Origin of the sequence: Streptomyces sp. NPDC001407 (assembly GCF_042895325.1) — a bacterium.
Lineage (GTDB): Bacteria > Actinomycetota > Actinomycetes > Streptomycetales > Streptomycetaceae > Streptomyces.
On record NZ_JBIAWF010000014.1, the window covers coordinates 68,401 to 83,987 of the forward strand.

Annotated in this window: 9 protein-coding genes; 2 read left to right on the plus strand and 7 right to left on the minus strand. The window is 72.4% G+C overall.

The genetic code is table 11. The features are described 5' to 3' along the window. Positions 1 to 77: 77 nt before the first annotated feature. From ACFY1P_RS20180 to ACFY1P_RS20210, 7 genes are all read right to left on the minus strand, one after another. The gene (locus ACFY1P_RS20180) at positions 78 to 2,186 is read right to left on the minus strand and encodes a hypothetical protein (protein WP_390751375.1); all 2,109 of its coding nucleotides are present in this window, start codon (positions 2,184 to 2,186) and stop codon (positions 78 to 80) included. A gap of 303 nt (positions 2,187 to 2,489) precedes the next feature. Next, positions 2,490 to 3,221, minus strand: a complete 732-nt coding sequence (lexA, locus tag ACFY1P_RS20185) for a transcriptional repressor LexA (protein ID WP_390751376.1) — start codon at positions 3,219 to 3,221, stop codon at positions 2,490 to 2,492. Between the two features lie 243 nt (positions 3,222 to 3,464). Then, positions 3,465 to 4,766: an SWIM zinc finger family protein gene (locus ACFY1P_RS20190; protein ID WP_390751377.1), complete on the minus strand. Its 1,302-nt coding sequence runs from the start codon at positions 4,764 to 4,766 to the stop codon at positions 3,465 to 3,467. Continuing rightward, on the minus strand, positions 4,763 to 7,615 hold the full coding sequence (locus ACFY1P_RS20195) for a DEAD/DEAH box helicase (protein ID WP_390751505.1): 2,853 nt from the start codon (positions 7,613 to 7,615) through the stop codon (positions 4,763 to 4,765). Before ACFY1P_RS20195 ends, ACFY1P_RS20190 begins: the two co-directional genes overlap by 4 nt. A 955-nt stretch (positions 7,616 to 8,570) precedes the next feature. Then, complete coding sequence (locus tag ACFY1P_RS20200; protein ID WP_390751378.1) at positions 8,571 to 9,308, minus strand: GntR family transcriptional regulator; 738 nt, start codon at positions 9,306 to 9,308, stop codon at positions 8,571 to 8,573. A gap of 154 nt (positions 9,309 to 9,462) precedes the next feature. Further along, positions 9,463 to 10,515, minus strand: a complete 1,053-nt coding sequence (locus ACFY1P_RS20205) for a hypothetical protein (protein ID WP_390751379.1) — start codon at positions 10,513 to 10,515, stop codon at positions 9,463 to 9,465. Next, a complete protein-coding gene (locus tag ACFY1P_RS20210; RefSeq protein ID WP_390751380.1) occupies positions 10,512 to 13,961 on the minus strand; it encodes a DNA polymerase III subunit alpha in 3,450 nt (1,149 codons plus the stop codon). Before ACFY1P_RS20210 ends, ACFY1P_RS20205 begins: the two co-directional genes overlap by 4 nt. 499 nt (positions 13,962 to 14,460) lie before the next feature. Here ACFY1P_RS20210 and ACFY1P_RS20215 point away from each other — a divergent pair, with 499 nt between their 5' ends. Both ACFY1P_RS20215 and ACFY1P_RS20220 read left to right on the plus strand, forming a co-directional pair. Then, positions 14,461 to 14,928 carry a DUF3592 domain-containing protein gene (locus ACFY1P_RS20215; RefSeq protein WP_390751381.1) on the plus strand — a complete coding sequence of 156 codons (468 nt, stop codon included), beginning with the start codon at positions 14,461 to 14,463 and terminating at the stop codon, positions 14,926 to 14,928. 214 nt (positions 14,929 to 15,142) lie between these two features. Next, entirely contained in the window at positions 15,143 to 15,442 is a 300-nt protein-coding gene (locus ACFY1P_RS20220) for a hypothetical protein (protein WP_390751382.1), read from the plus strand. Positions 15,443 to 15,587 lie beyond the last annotated feature (145 nt).

Below are 15,587 nucleotides of genomic sequence, written 5' to 3' on the forward strand. Positions count from 1 at the left end.
CCGCAGCACGACCGGCTACCGCGATACCGCGGTCGAGGCGGCCAGCCGCCTCGACCCTGCGGGCAGGTGCCGGGCGGCTACGGACGGGGGCGCAAGGCGGGGCGGACGGCGGCCGCCAGCCTCCGGCCGATGGACAGGACGTGCGTCGGCAGGACGCCCGCTTCCGGTACGCCGAACCGCTGTTGAAGGATCTCACTGTGCGGAATTACGGTCAGCCCCGCGATGCCCTGGCCTTGGAGCACCTGGCTCACCTCATCCATCAGATGCCGGTCGATGTCCTGGCGCACCCGGGTGACTGCCAGGACGACGGGGCGGCCGGAGGGCACCATCGGGGCGATGGCGCGCAGCTCTTCGGCGACATCCTGCGCGGGGCGCGGGTGCTTCACGGTCCACACGCGGTCCCGCTCCGCACGGCATACCTCGGCGCGTTCCTCAGGGCTTGCCGCCCGCCACGCCGCGCTCTCCCGCTGCCAGGTCTGCTCGCCCCAGCGTTCGATTGCCTGCTGCGCGCACGCGGCCAGACGTTCGTCGGCGGTCGGGGCACCGGCGGGGAGGCGTTCGAGGTTGCGGGAGCGGTTGCGCTCGCTCCAGTGGGCCAGGATGTGCGGCCACTGCTCGGGGTGCCGGTGCTGCCCTTCCGGCGTGAGGATGCTCAGGAAGTCCGCGCGCCAGGTGTCCAGGTAGGGGGCGTCGTCCTCGGCGGGCAGGACGTCGTGGAGGTCCGGGTGCAGGTGGGACTCGGCCGGGCGGGACCAGAACATCTCGATGCCCGCGGGATCGTGCGGGTCGTAGGGCTCGGTCCAGACTCCGTAGTCGTCCTCTTCGCTGTGCGGGCCCGTCGCATCGGCTTCAGCAGCATCGGCGGTCAGGCCCGTGCCCGACTCGTCCTCGTCCTCGTCCTGGGGCACGGGGATGCCTTCCCTGCCGGCGCGCCACTCCACGTAGTACTGGAAGGTCTCGTCGAGGAAGCCGGGCAGGCCGGGCTCTGGGCCGCGGAGACGTTGCTCGCTCACGTGACTCCAGATCTGGGCCCGGGCCGAGCGGTCGTCGAGGACCTCGTGGCTGTACCAGGGAACGCGGTCGACGACGAGGGCGAGAACGGCATCAGCCTGTCCGGCCAGGCGCGGCTGCCGGCCGCTGCCCACGTCGAGGACCACCAGGTCGAAGTCGGCGCGCGCCGCCGCCAGTTGCTCGGCCGCCGCGTCGTCGCCTTCGGCTACCAGGGCCGCCTTGAGGTGACTGCCCGGGGGCAGCGGCCGGGAGACGTCGCGCCAGCCGGTGAAGGGGGCGCTGTCGTCCCGGCCGAGCAGGCGCAGAAGACGGGCGTGGTAGGCGGTGGCCATCAGGCCGACCCGCGCGCCGCCCGCAGCCGCGGCAGCGGCCAGCAGGTAGGCCGCGGCGGTGCACCCCTGGCCGCCCTTGCCGTCGCCGGGAAGCACGGCGACCACGCCCCGTAGTCCCGCTCCAGGGCCTGAATCCCGGGGCGCGATCCGCTCCGGGTTGGGGCCCTCGAGCTCCGACTCCAGCGGGGCCCGGTGGCGCCAGGCTGCGTAGGAGTTGCGGGCCAGGCCAAGGCGCCGCAACGCCCCGCTCCACAGAGCTGCTTCGGCGCCGTTCAGATCCGCGAGGGCGCCGCCGAGGGCCTCGTCCTCCGCGCGGGAAGCCGCATCCGCCTCCCACAGCACCGTCAGGCCGGTCTCGGCCGCCAGACGGGCCGCCTCACGGACGTCGGCGGGCTCGGCGCGCAGTTCGACGCGGGCGGCGTGGCCGGCCAGGGCGAGACTGAGGGTGTAGTGGCTGCGGGACGGCAGGGGCGCGGCCCGCAGTCCCGGCACGCCGCCGATCAAGCCGTCCGGGGTGCGGGTGGGCAGCCAGCGCGCCAGCAGACCGGGGACCTGTCCCGGCGCGGGCCACAGCACCAGGCCGTCGGGGGCGGGACTGGCTCCGGCCAGGCCCCACACCGAGCCGGGCTCCGACAGCTGTGCCAGCGCCGGGTGCCGGCGGGCCAGCGTGCGCAGCAAGAGCGCCTCCAGGAGGCGCTGGCGGAAGTCCTCGGCGTCGGGGACCAGGCCGAACCGTAGTCCGGACTGGCGGAAGTAGTGGAGCGCGGCCGCCTTCGGTTCGGCGGTGTACCGGGTGCGAAGACGCGAGGTCTTGCTCTCGCCGGAGATCATTGAGGGGCCCATCTGCGGCACGACTCCCCGGACCGGCGCGCCGACAGGACGCAGAAACCGCACGCGAACACGTACCTGACGGGGCGATGCGCCTCTCTCCACCATGAACGCGCCGCTGGGTCCGGGCCGGCCGACGCAAGGCAGGGGCAGCAGGGACTGCCGGACCGCACCATACCCCTCACAACGGCCGGCGTGGTTCTTCCGGGACGGACCGGGCGCGCCGTGGCGGACGACGGGCACGGGTGGGCCGTTTCTCCGGGCGGCCTGCTGGCCCGTGGCGCTTTCGCTACTGTGCTCGGCCGGGCCTGCCTGCCGTCAGAGGGAGCGCAGCACCGCGACGACCTTGCCCAGGATCGTGGCGTCGTTCTCCAGTCGGATCGGCTGGTAGGCGATGTTGCAGGGCATCAGCCACGCGCCGTCGTCGGTAATGCGCAGCTTCTTGATGGTGGCCTCGCCGCTGGCCAGGAGGGCAGCGACGACGTCGCCCGGGTCTGCGGTGCTCTGGCGCCGGACGGTGACGACGTCGCCGTCTCTGATACCGGCGTCGATCATGCTCTGCCCCACGACGGTCAGCGCGAACAGCTCTCCGTGGCCCACTGCCTGACGTGGCATCGGGAGCACGTCCTGGATTTCCTGTTCGGCCAGGAGGGGAGCCCCGGCGGCAATTCTGCCGATGAGCGGGACCTGTGCCACGGCGGCGTTCGGCTCGGCTTCTTCGGCTCGCGCGGAGAGGTATGCGTCGGACGGGGCGGGCAGGGGGCGGGCATCGGCCAGTGCCTGGGCGTGTGGGGCGAGGGCGTAGGCGCGGGGCCGGTGCGGATCGCGGTTCAGGAACCCTTTGCGCTCGAGCGCGAGAAGCTGGTGGGCGACGGAGCTGGTGCTGGCCAGCTTCACCGCTTCTCCGATCTCCCGCATCGAGGGCGGATATCCACGGCTGCGCACCGAGTCGAGGATGCTTGTCAGGACGGCACGCTGGCGCTCCGTCAGCCCGTCGGCGTCCTCACGGATGCCCGGAGGCCGGCCGGGCGAGGTAGTGACGGCAGGCATGAAATCCCCCTTTGTCGTTCTTGCGTCACACCGACCGTAACCTGACGCTCACACATAAGGGAACATGATTTCGATCAGAGCGGACATGCTCCTGCTGAGCAGCGAGGGAATCACGGCCGGCCATCTCTGTCGGCACCGGTGGTGAGGGAGGGCCGCGGTCGGCGGGGCCGGTGCGGGACAGCGCCCGTAAGGGGGTGCGAGAACCCCAGCCCGGGCTCGAAACCAACGAGGGCGCCCTCGGGGCTAGTCAGCGTCCGCCGCGAGCAGGTCAGCCAGTACCGCGGTGACGTCCCGGTGCGGGAATCCGGCGGGCCACCAGTTGCCGTGCTTTTTGCGGTACGGGTACCAGAGGTGTCCATCGGTGCCCAGGCGCAGCTGGGCGTCGTGCCCGATCAGCGTGAGCCAGTTGTTCCCGGCGGCGCGCACTGCAGGGGCGCGTTCTCCGTCCCACGCTTGTCTGATCTGCTCGCGCACGGCGCCGAGGTAAGCCGGGTCCGGATCCCATGGCTCATCAAGGATCGTCAGGGCAGCGGCTCCGCCGTACTGCCAGGCGCGGGCCGCCCGGGCGAGGGAGGCCGGGGTGCGGTGGGCGCTCCAGCACAGCCGGGTGAAGATCTCGGTGGGGGGTGCGGCCGCGGCAAGGCGTACGACGTCGTCGCCGACGCTGAGGGGCAGCGGGGCGGCGATCTGCTGAGGGGTGTCGGGGGGCAACAGGGCTTGGTGCAGCAGTTGGGCGGCGCGGCTGGCGGTGTCGGCGGCCAGGAACTCCAGGGCTGCCGGGTCCAGTCCGGGTGCGGGTTCGCCGGCCGTGGTCAGCTGGGCCACCGGGCCGGGATGGTCGACGGGCGGTGGTGGTGCGGGCAGAGGCGGGAGGCCGGCGCGGGCGGCGGCGAACACCTCCCGGGCAGGCACACCGGGCGGTGGAGACGGAGGGGCGGGTGCGGCGGCCTGAGCGGCGTTGCGCCGGTGCAGGTCGGCCATCAGTTCGCTTTCCCCTCGGCCTCTCAGGAGCAGGAGGACGAAGGGGTCATGGTCGAGGAGGCGGGCGACTTGGTAGTAGAGGGCCGCGGCGTGCTTGCAGGGGTAGCCGTCATCGGGGCACGAGCAGTACGGAAGGAGGTCGTGGCTGGTCGGCAGGAGCCGCACACCGGCCTGTGCGGCGTCCTCGGCCAGGGCGGTCGGCATGTCGCGGTCCAGAAGGGCGGCGAGGTGCCCGGCCTGTGCTGCGGCCACATCGAGCAGGGCGTCCCACTGGGTGGCGGTGAGCTGCGGAATCTCCATGGACGTGCGGTAGGGGGCGGGGCGGCTGCCCTGCACCTGGGCGGTGGCGCGGCCGGGGGTGATGGTGATCTCGCGGACGTTGCCGGCGCGGGCGTAGGTGCGCCCGCGGGCGAGGCGTCCGGTGGCGGAGCGGGCAGGGCCTTCCAGGGCGCTGACCCAGGCGTTGCCCCACCAGGACTCGGCGAAGGAGCGGCGGCCGCGGGCGGTGGGCAGCGGCGGGAAGACGCGCCGGCGGTCGGCCTCATCGCCGGTTGTGTGGTTCATCGGCGCACGCTCCTGAGCTGGACGAAGGCGGCGAGCTCGGCGTCGCTCAGTTCGGTGAACGCCGCCTCCCCGCCGCCGAGGACCGCGTCCGCCAGCGCCCGTTTGGTTTCGAGGAGTTCGGCGATCCGGTCCTCGACCGTGCCCTCGGCGATCAGGCGGTGCACCTGAACGGGCTGGGTCTGGCCGATGCGGTACGCGCGGTCCGTTGCTTGTTCCTCGACGGCCGGGTTCCACCAGCGGTCATAGTGGATCACGTGCCCGGCCCGGGTCAGGTTCAGGCCCGTGCCGGCGGCCTTGAGGGAGAGCAGGAAGACCGGGACCTCGCCGTCCTGGAAGCGGCGCACCATCTCCTCCCGCTGGTTGACGGGGGTGGCGCCGTGAAGGAACTGCGCGGCGATGCCCCGCCGGGCCAGGTGCTCCTCGATCAGCTGGCCCATGCTCACGTACTGGGTGAAGACCAAGGTCGCGGCGTTCTCGGCGAGGATGACATCCAGCAGTTCGTCGAGGAGTTCCAGCTTGCCGGACCGGCCCGCGGTCTTCGCACCGGATTCCTTCAGGAACTGGGCGGGGTGGTTGGTGATCTGCTTCAGTGCGGCCAGGAGTTTGAGGACCAGGCCGCGGCGGGCGATGCCGTCGCTCTCGCGGATCGCGGCCATCGTCTCGCGGACCACCGCCTCGTAGAGGGCGATCTGTTCCTTGGTGAGGGTGACGGGGTGGTCGGTTTCGGTCTTGGGGGGCAGTTCGGGCGCGATGCCCGGATCCGACTTCTTGCGGCGCAGCAGGAACGGGGCGATCAGCGCTGCCAGGCGTCGGGCGGCGTCGGGGTCCTCGCCGCTCTCCGCACCCCGGGCGTACTGGTCACGGAACGCCTTCAAGGGCCCCAGCAGTCCCGGGGTCGTCCAGTCCAGCAAGGCCCACAATTCCGACAGATTATTCTCTACCGGCGTTCCGGTGAGCGCGACCTTGGCCCGCGCCCGCAGCGTCCGCAGGGCCTTCGCGGTCGCCGAGAACGGGTTCTTCACATGCTGCGCCTCATCCGCTACCACCAACCCCCAGGCATGCGCGGAGAGTTCGGCCGCTCTCAGGCGCATGGTGGCGTAGGTGGTCAGCACGAAGCCCTCGTCGGCGCCGGCCAGGCTGCGCTTGGTGCCGTGATAGCGCCGGACGGGGGTGCCGGGCGCGAACTTCTCGATTTCGCGGGCCCAGTTGCCGAGCAGCGACGTCGGGCAGACCACCAGGGTCGGGCCGGCCGTGGCCGGGCTGCCCTCGCGGTGAAGGTGCAGAGCGATGGTGGTCAGGGTCTTGCCCAGGCCCATGTCGTCGGCGAGGCATCCGCCGAGACCGAGGGAGGTCATCTGGTCCAGCCAGGTCAGGCCCCGGACCTGGTAGTCGCGCAGCGTGGCCGCCAGCGCGGCGGGCTGGGGCACCGGCATGCGGCGGGCAGCGGCCTCGGGGTCGGCGAGGCGCTCCTTCAGGTCCGCCAGCCAGCCCCGGGCGGTGACCTCCACCCGCTCGCCGTCGATGTCCGCGCTCCCGGCCAGGACGGTGCCCAGTGCCTCGACGGGGGTGAGCTCGCGGGCCTTGCGGTCGCGGGCCCGGGCCAGGATCTCGGGATCGATCAGGACCCACTGGTCGCGCAGGCGCACCATGGGCCGTTGTGCCTCCGCGATCCGGTCGAGCTCGGCGGGCTCGAGTTCGCGGCCGCCGAGGGTGAAGTGCCAGCGGAAGGCCAGGAGGGCTTCGGTCGAGAGCAGGGACGGCAGGTCGGAGGCGGTCTTCTCGGCGGGCTCGACGACAGCACTGGCCAGCAGTTGCTTGGCCAGTTCCTTGGGCCAGTGGACCTGGATGCCCGCCGCGGCCAGGGAGGTGGCGGCGTCGCCGAGGAGGTCGCTCACCTCGGTGTCGGACAGTGACAGCCCGGCCGGTGCCGCCATGGCGAGCAGGCGGCCCAGCGGCGGCCATGCACGGGCGGCCCGGCGCAGGACCAGCAGCGCCTGCGCTCTGGCTCCCGGTCCGAACAGGCCGGCGGCGGCCGAGCGGCCCGACCAGATCTCCCGCGCATCGGCGACCACGGCTTCGGCGAGGTGGTGCAGCTGGACGACGGCCCCGAACCGGCCGTCCCTATCCAGGTCGTAGCCGTCGTCACCCCCCGGATCGGCCGGGTCTTCCTCGTCCCAGGCGCCCGGGTCGCTGCCGGTTCCGGGCAGTTCGATCCGCAGCGATACGCCCACGCCCGCGTCCAGGCCGGAGGCGACCTCGGCCGCCCACTCCCGCTGCTCCTCCACCTGCTGTGGCTCGGCCGCGGTCCAGGCATCACCACCTGCAGCGAGGGGACCCGCCGGAGTCCGGGCGAGCACATCGGCGACCGCATCCATAAAGGCCCGCAGCAGTGACTCGGCCTGCGGCAGTTCCAGCGCTGCGGGGCCCTGGAGCGGCACGGCGCGCGCCTCGGGCGGCATCGCGGCCGCCAACTCCGCAAGCCGCGCGCGGTCCTCGCTGTCGTACGGCCCGATCCGCCACGCGTCGAGCCCGCCCGGGCTGACGCCGGGCAGCAGCCGGCCACGGGCGATCATGTGGAGGCTCAGTGTGGTGGCCACGCCCCAGAATGCTGCCGCCGGATCGGTGCCGGGCATCCTGCGCGCCTCGGTGAGGACGGCCAGCGCCTGTGACACCGGCACGAGGGTGGCGGGCACCTCCCGGCGGCGTACCGAAGCGCCGTGTGGGCGCACCACCGTCACACAACCATCGGCGTCCGGCGGTGTTCCGGCGGGGCGCCAGAACGCCATGCGGCTCTCCCGTGGAGGGTCGGCCGGCACGAAGACCACGGCGCATGCGGCCAGCGCACGCATCTGCGCCGCCGTCACCATCGCGTCTGGGCCGCCGTCCGGATTCTTCACGGCCGGCGGAACGGATACCACGAGCCCAGCCCCCTTGCCCCTTTCGACACGGCCCACACGTGCCGCGCGCCGAGCGTAGCGGCCGGACGGGCCGGGCCGGCGCCGAATGCCGCCACCCCACCCCAAAGAGTCACCCTCTGCCCCCGGCTCGGCCAGCCCCGGCCTCAGCACTGTCCTTGGGTGTACGGCGCCGAGGACGTGGCGGCTGGTCTGCGCAGCCGTGGTCAGCCGGATGCCGATGCCGACGTGCGGAGTCGGTTCGCTGCGCACAGGGTCGATCCATGCGATGGACGAGGCCGCCGTGGGGGACGGGCAGGGTGTATGCACTGGTTGACCCGCGCGATGGACGGCGGCGGTACATCGGCCGGAGCATTCAGCCGCTGGGGGTGCGCCTCTGCGGCCATCGGAAAAATCCATCCCCACGAGTGGGACAGTGGCTGGCCGAGCTGAAGGACGAGGGGCTGCTCCCTCGCATCGAGCTCGTACGGGACAACGTCCCGTACGCCGAACTCGGCCCCGCTGAACGGGAAGAGATCACCCGCGCCCTTCTCCAGGGCGAAGAGCTTCTCAACGTGTCGGGCACTGCCGGCGCACGAGGCCGAGGCGCGGCGCCAGGAGCCAGGGCGCGACGGAACAGGTAGTGGGCCAGTGCCTCGACCGGGGTGTGTCGGGCTCGGCACTGCGATCGTGCGTGTCGGCACGGCCGTCCGCCGGCCGCCCCCGCCCATGCCGGGACCTGCTGGCGGGTACGGGCTGGGCGGACGGCGGCCGCCAGTCGATGGCCACGCGAGTCGCGAAGACGCTCGCGCCCGGTACGCCGAACCGCTGTTGAGTTGAAGGGCCTCGCTGTGCGGGATCACGGTCAGCCAAGATCAGGACCCACAGGTGCCGATCGGTGGCATCTGGCTCATGCTGTGGCTTCCATGCCGCGCTCGTATGCCGCTACCCGCCGCTGTAGGTCGGCCAGCTGGTCGTACAGCTCGTCGAGAGCCGCGTCAGTGATGGTGGATGCGGTGTGACGTGCCCCCCCACCGGTTGTCTCCTCGCCGACAGGAGCGGGCGAGAGCGGCGTGTTCCGAGTCACGTAGGTGCCCCGGCCACAGACGGTGTGGACCAGTCCTTCCGCCCGCAGCACCCGCAGCGCGCTGCGGGCGGTCATGCTCGCCACGGCGTAGCGCTGTTCCAGTTCGCGGTACGAGGGGAGCTTGGAGCCCTGGGCGAGGCGGCCCGTCGTGATCTGCTGGCGCAGCTCGGAGGCGATCTGCTGGGACGGCGAAAAACTGCCTATGGGATCCGAGGGCATGGTCGCGGTTCGGGGGGCGGATGCCTGGTCGCGTCGTACGTAGTTGCCGCGGCCTTGGACGGAGTAGACCAGCCCCTCGTGCTTGAGCAGGCGTACCGCACTTCGCACCGTGCCACTGGAGACGCCGAGACGCTGCTGGAGCTCCCGCCCGGACGGCAGGCGACTGCCGGGAGCGAATGAGCCGGCCGCGATCTCCCGGCGGAGCTGGTCCGCGATCAGCTGGTAGGGCGCCATGCGGCTGCTCGTGTCCGCCACGCTTTCGATCCACGCCGGGGCAAAGGGCTGCCCGTTCGCCTGCGCGGGAGCGGTGGGCAGTGCTGATGGCGAAGTCGGTGTCGTCATGAGTAGCTCCCTCTCGTTCGTGGTGTTCACCTGCTACAGGTGTGAAAAGCGGCCTTCGTGTGACAGCAGCGGGCAGGTTTCTTCGGCAGGTCACTGGCGGGGCGGGGGCGGGGCCATGAAGCGCACCGTCGAGGCGAAGGCGTCAGCGCGCCACTCACCCTGCGGGTACCGGTGAGCTCACCGCCCGCGGGCCGGTGCGAGCCGGAGCCGGAGCGAGGGCTGCGGGCTTGATGATGCCGGGGCCGAACCGGGCTCGCGCGCGGTCGGCTGCTGCTTCGAGGGCGATCGTGCGCTCGTCGGCGGGGTCGAACGTGAGCTGGCGCGCGGCCTGTTCGATGGGGCGCAGCGCCTCGGCGCGCAGCGAGAAGGCGGTTACGCGTGCCCGTTGGAGCGCGAGCGAGGCGTGGATGTCGTAGGCGGCGCTGACCAGGAGGTGGCTGTGGTGGGTGGCCTCGGGCAGCACTCTGCTGCGGCTCGTCGAGGAGCGGTCGGCGTAGCGGACCATGAGGGCCAGGGCTCCGGTGGCTTCGCCGTTGGTGCGCAGTCGCTGGCCGAGGTGGTTGGCGAGGGCGAGGATCGCCCGTCGGTGTTCTGCCGGGTCGAGGGTGTCGCGGGTGAAGTGGTGGGTGGCGCTGGCGGACTTGGGCAGGGCGGTGGGGATGACGGGGCGGGGGTCGATGCCGTGGGCGCGGGCGTGGGCCTGGCGGGCGGCGGCGGTGCCGAGGATGCGCTGGAGGGTGGCCGTGGGGGTGTCGGCGATGTCGCCGATGGTGTGGATGCCGTAGCGGGTCAGGGTGCGGGCGGTGGCCGGGCCGATGCCGGGGAGCGCCGCGGTGGGCTGGGGGCGCAGGAAGGCGTGGATGTCGTAGGGGGTGCTGCCGATGATCGTGGTGTGTCCCGGGGGTGTGGTGGCGGCCGCCATGGTGGCGATCATGCGTGTGCACCCGGTGCCGGCGGAGCTGGGGACGCCGTGGAGGGCGAGCAGGCGCAGGCGGATCAGGGCGGTCAGGTCGGCGGCGTCCATGCGCCAGTAGGGCAGGGCGCCGGTGAGGTCGACGGTGGCGGACCAGTCCGCGGGATGGGGTTCGACGAGGGGGCTGATGCCGTGGAGGACGTCCAGGAGCTGCTCATACAGCCCGGGCGCTGCCTCGGCCGGGTGGAAGTGGATGCGCGCGATCGTGCGCGATCGTGTGGTGGGGAGGGTCATCCGGCGCTCCCGGGGCTGGTGTAGCCGAGGGCGGTGAGGTCGGCGGAAGGGGTGCCGGCCGCTTGGAGGTCTGCCCAGGGGTGAAGGCGCGCTCCGCTGGTGCCGTTCGCGAGGGTCTGCTGGGTGGGCGGTTGGGCGGGAGTGGGCGCGGGGCGGGTACGGCCGAGGAGCTTCAGGACGGCTTCGGGGCCGTGGTCGCGGCGGGTGGTGGCGAGCTGTTCGAGGTCCCAGACAGTCTCCCCGACGACCGTACGGCGTGGCCCGCGAGCCTCCACCGTGCCTCTGACCAGCAGGATTCCCGAGTGGAAGATCGTATGGGCGCAGGCTTCGTGGGTGTTGTCGAAGAAGGCGAGATCGACCAGGCCGGTGCCGTCTTCGAGGGTGACGAAGATGATCCGCTTGCCAGAGGAGGGCGGGGTCTGGGTGGAGGCGCGTACGCCGGCGACCAGGACCTTCTGGCCGGGCTGGAGGGTGCGCAGGCGGGCGGCGCTGGTGGCGCCGACCTCGCGCAGAAGCCGGTGGTGATGGTCCATCAGGTGCTGGCTGACGTCGATGGAGAGGGTGGCGAGTTCGGCGCTGAGGGCTTCGCGGCTGGTCATCTCCGGCAGGCCGGACGGCTCGGCCGTCACGAGGGTGCCGTCGAGGGGGAGCTGGCCGGCAGCGGGGTGGTGGGTGCGGGTGTGGCGGTGGAGCTCAGTGGTCTGCAGGAGCAGGTCCCGGCGGGTGAGCGTGCCGCGCAGGGCGTCGAGCGCGCCGATCTCGATCAGGCGCTGGGCGATGGGCAGGGCGGGGTGGGCTCGCTGCCACAGGTCCTGGAGCGAGACGTAGGGCTGCCCGGCGGCGATGCGTTCGACCTGGTCCTCGGAGATGCCCTTGACCGTGCTCAGGGCGAGGCGCACCGCCCACCGCCCGTCGTCGGTCTTCTCCACGCGGTGGGAGGGGTGGGAGCGGTTGATGTCGACGGGCAGGACGGGGACGCCGCGCCGGCGGAAGTCCGCGATGAGGACGCGGGTGGGCCACATTCCGGGGTCGTGCTCCAGCAGGCCGGCGAGGAACGCGGCCGGGTGGTGGGTCTTGAGGTAGGCGGACTGCATGGCGGGCACAGCGAAGGCGACGGCGTGCGCGCGGCAGAAGCCGTACGCGCCGAACGATTTGACCGTATTCCACACTTCTGTCAGGACCTGCGGGCTGTAGCCGCGGGCGGCGGCCTCGTGGCGGAACCAGGCCTCCAGGCCGGGCAGGCGGTCGGCATCGCCCAGGGCACGGCGGGCGACTTCGGCCAGGGCCCGGTCGCAGCCGGTCATCGTGGCCAGGATGTCGATGATCTGCTCGTGCCAGATGACCACGCCGTAGGTGTCGGCCAGCAGCGGTTCCAGGTCGGGGTGGGCGTAGTGCGGGGCGGCGCCGTGGCGGGCCGCGATGAAGCGGGCGGGCATGCCGCCTTGCACGGGGCCGGGACGGAAGAGCGAGATGTCCGCGATCACGTCCTGGACGGTCCGCGGTTGCAGGCGGCCCACCAAGTCCTGCTGCCCGGGGCTCTCGATCTGGAAGCAGCCGAGCGTCTCGGCGGAGCGGATGAGCTCGAAGGTCTCCGCGTCGTCCAGGGGCACGTGGTCGGGAGAGTCCAGGTCGAGCTGCCGGCCGGTGGTCCGGCGGATCTCGGCGACGGCGTGCGCCATCGCCGACTGCATCCGCACCCCCAGGACATCGAGCTTCAGCAGGCCCAAGTCCTCCACGTCCTCCTTGTCGGCCTGAAGGGTCGGGTACTGCCCGCCGGGCGCGGGCTGGACAGGCAGACGGTCGAGCAGGCCGGCGTTGGAGAGGATCACCCCGCACGGGTGCATCGCGAACCCCCGCGGCAGCCCGTCCAGGCCCTCGGCGAGCTCCCACAGGCGCCCGTACGAGTCCGCCTGCGCGGCCAGGGAGCGCAGTTCAGGCAGCTCGGCCAGCGCGCCGCGGATGTCCCTGGCCCGCACGTGCGGGAACGCCTTGGCGATCCGCCCGGCCTCCTGCGGCGGGATGCCCAGGGCCAGGGCCGTATCCCGCAGCGCGTGCCGCGCGCGGTAGGTCTCCGGCATGCCGGTCACCGCCACGCGCTGGGCACCGAACCGGGAGATGATCTTGTCGTAGACGTCCAGGCGGCGGGCGGACTCCACGTCGAGGTCGATGTCCGGCAGGGACGCCCGGCGCAGGCTGAGGAACCGCTCGAATCGGAGGTTGTGCTCCAAGGGGTTGGCCGTGGCGATGCTCAACGAGTGGTTGACCATGGATCCGGCACCGGAGCCGCGGGCGGCCACCCGGATGCCCATGGCCCGGACGTCCGCCACCACCTGGGCCACGGCCAGGAAATACGGCTCGAACCCCAGCCGGCCGATCACGCCGAGCTCGTACTCGAGCTGCTCTACGGCGCGCCGGTCACGCTCCAGGCCACGCGCGATCATCCCGGTCTCGCAGCGCTGGCGCAGCAGCCGCATCGCGCCGCCCGGACCGGCCTGCGCGCCGACGACCTCCGGTTCCGGGAAGTGCGGCCGGCCCAGACCGAGGTCGGTCACCGGGTCCAGGACGCACTGCTCTGCGCTCAGGGCGGTCTGCGCCAGCAGCTGGGCGGCGCGGCGGGGCCCGGCGCCTGCGGCCTCGGTGATCCGCTCGGCAGCGGCCGCCATCGTCGCGGGGTCCGTCAGCCAGCGCCGGCCGCTGTCCAGGCGGCGCCGGTCGACGGGCCGCAGCAGGCGAGCGGCGTCGAGGACGTCGGCGAGGGGGTGCTGGCCGGGGTCGGCGTAGCGGACGGCGTTGGTCAGCACGGCGGGGATGCCGAGCCGGTCGGCCAGGCCGAGGGTACGAGCGGCCAGGCGCAGCGAGCCCGGACCGGTGCCGGGCAGGCCCCACCACATGACCTCCAGGCGAAGGCCGTCCCCGACCAGGTCGCGCCACGGGACGAGGAGCTGCTCGGCTCGGTCGGCCCGTCCGGCGGACAGTGCCCTCACCGGCTCGGACACCGGCCCCAGCAGCACGGTCAGGCCCTCACCGGCGTAGTCACGGAGCATGGTCCAGGTGAGGACCGGAGGCCCGCCGGCAGCCTGGGCGTGGGCGGCGGAGACCATCCGGCACAGGCGCGCCCATCCGCCCCGGTTCTGCGCGAGCAGAGTCACCCGCAGGGGCGGCTCGACCACGTGGGCACCGCCGCGGACGGGGGTGCGCTGCCGTTCGGGCCGCAGCGGGCCAGGCTCGTGCGGGGCGACCGCGACGTCGACACCGAAGATGGGCCGGACCCCGGCAGCCATGGCTGCCTTGGCGAACCGGACCACGCCGCTGACGGTGTCGCGGTCGGTCAGCGCGAGCGCACCGATGCCCCGCTCCGCGGCCCGTTCCACCAGCACGTGCGGGTGGGAGACGCCGTAGCGGGCCGAGTACCCGGAGGAGACGTGCAGGTGCGTCCCGCCGCTCATCGCTGCCTCCGGTCTTTGCCCACCCTCCCCTTCCGGCCACCGTGGCCGATATCTTTACAGTATCGAACGGAAATCGAACATCGCATCTCACATGCCCGTCGGGAATGTGCGCGGCAACCGTTTTGTCCTGTGATGAGAGCCGAGAGGAACCCCAGCCGTGGTCACCCGAGAATCGATCAAGGTCCCCGCCCTGACTTGCCCGCCGTCGCAGGTCGGACCCTGTGCGCGCTGCCGCCAACCGTGTTGCCGGTACGGGCCGGGCGCCAAAACGCTGTGCGTCGCCTGCTGGGAGATCGCGGAGGCCGCCCGCAAGGCCCCGAAGACCGCTTGAACAGCAACCCGGCGGCGTGCGGGTCCCGGCCCGAAACAACAGCCGGTCCCGCTGCCCTGGGTGGCCAGTCCGCGGCGACGTGGTGCCCGGCCTGCCCGTGCCAGCAGCGTGACGACCGGGACGCGTGGGATACCGTCCTTCTCGCTTGTCCGGAGCGAGGGGGATGTTGTGCAGATCGAGTTTCAGGTACGCGGGCGTGGTGTCCCCCGCGGGCTCAATGTCGCGATGATCGCGATCGGGGCGCTGTGCCTGGTCATCGGACTGGTCTTTGCGGGAATATCGGTTGCCTTCCTCACGAATGCGGAACGCGCCCGGGGCACGGTAGTGGCCCTGGACTGGCAGGAGGACCGCGACGGCGGATCCCGCCAGGACAACCCGCCTGTGGCGTACCCGGTGGTCGAGTTCACCTCGGCGAATGGCGCCCGGACGAGGTTCCAGGACTCCGCGGGGTCCAATCCGCCCTCGTACAAGGTGGGTGAGCAGGTTGAGGTGCTCTACCGCCCGGATGCGCCCGAGGACGCGCGGATCAAGGGGTTCCTCTCGCTGTGGCTGCTGCCGCTGCTCTTCGGAGGAATCGGGCTGATCTTCACTGGGATCGGCACCGCCTTCGCGCTGGCTTCCCGGCGCCGCCGATGAGGCCGCGCCACCGCCGCCCCTGCGGGGCGCGCGGCGGCCGACGGCGATCACCCACTGCGCAGAGATCTCGCGGGCCCGGACCGGCGTGCTCGTCGGGCATGTGCACCCCGCAAGCCCTTCAGTGCCAGGACCTGCCCGCCTGATTGCACAGTGCTGTGCTCCCCCGTAACGCGGCGGGGCGAAGAGCCGCCCCCTAGCCGGTTATGGTGCGGGAATGCCCGAGATGATCTCCACTGTTCCGGCCCCAGTGTCCGACCCCGCCGAGCGGTTTCTCCTCGCCCGGCTCAGGCGCAGCACCACCGGGCAGGAAGTTCGGGTCAGTGCACACCGGCAGCAGTGTCCGACGGTGCCGGCGAACGGCAAGATCGTGATCAGCAGCGGGACATGGGAAGTCCTGGACGCCCCGGCCCCCGAGGTTGCCGGGCTGCTGCTGGACACCGAGCAGCGCGGCGTAGCGATCCTCACCGACTGCCGGCGCTGCGGCGGCTGGTCACCCGCTCCACCACGCGCGTGAACGTGCCCGCTTCGTGCCCACCGGGAGTCCGCGAGGACGCGGACGGAGCGGGGTCCTGGCGCCCAGATCCCCCGTGCTCGAGGCAGGACGGCCAGCGGCTGGCGCTGAGCTAAGCCTGGCGGCCGCCGTGGGCGTTCACTGGAGG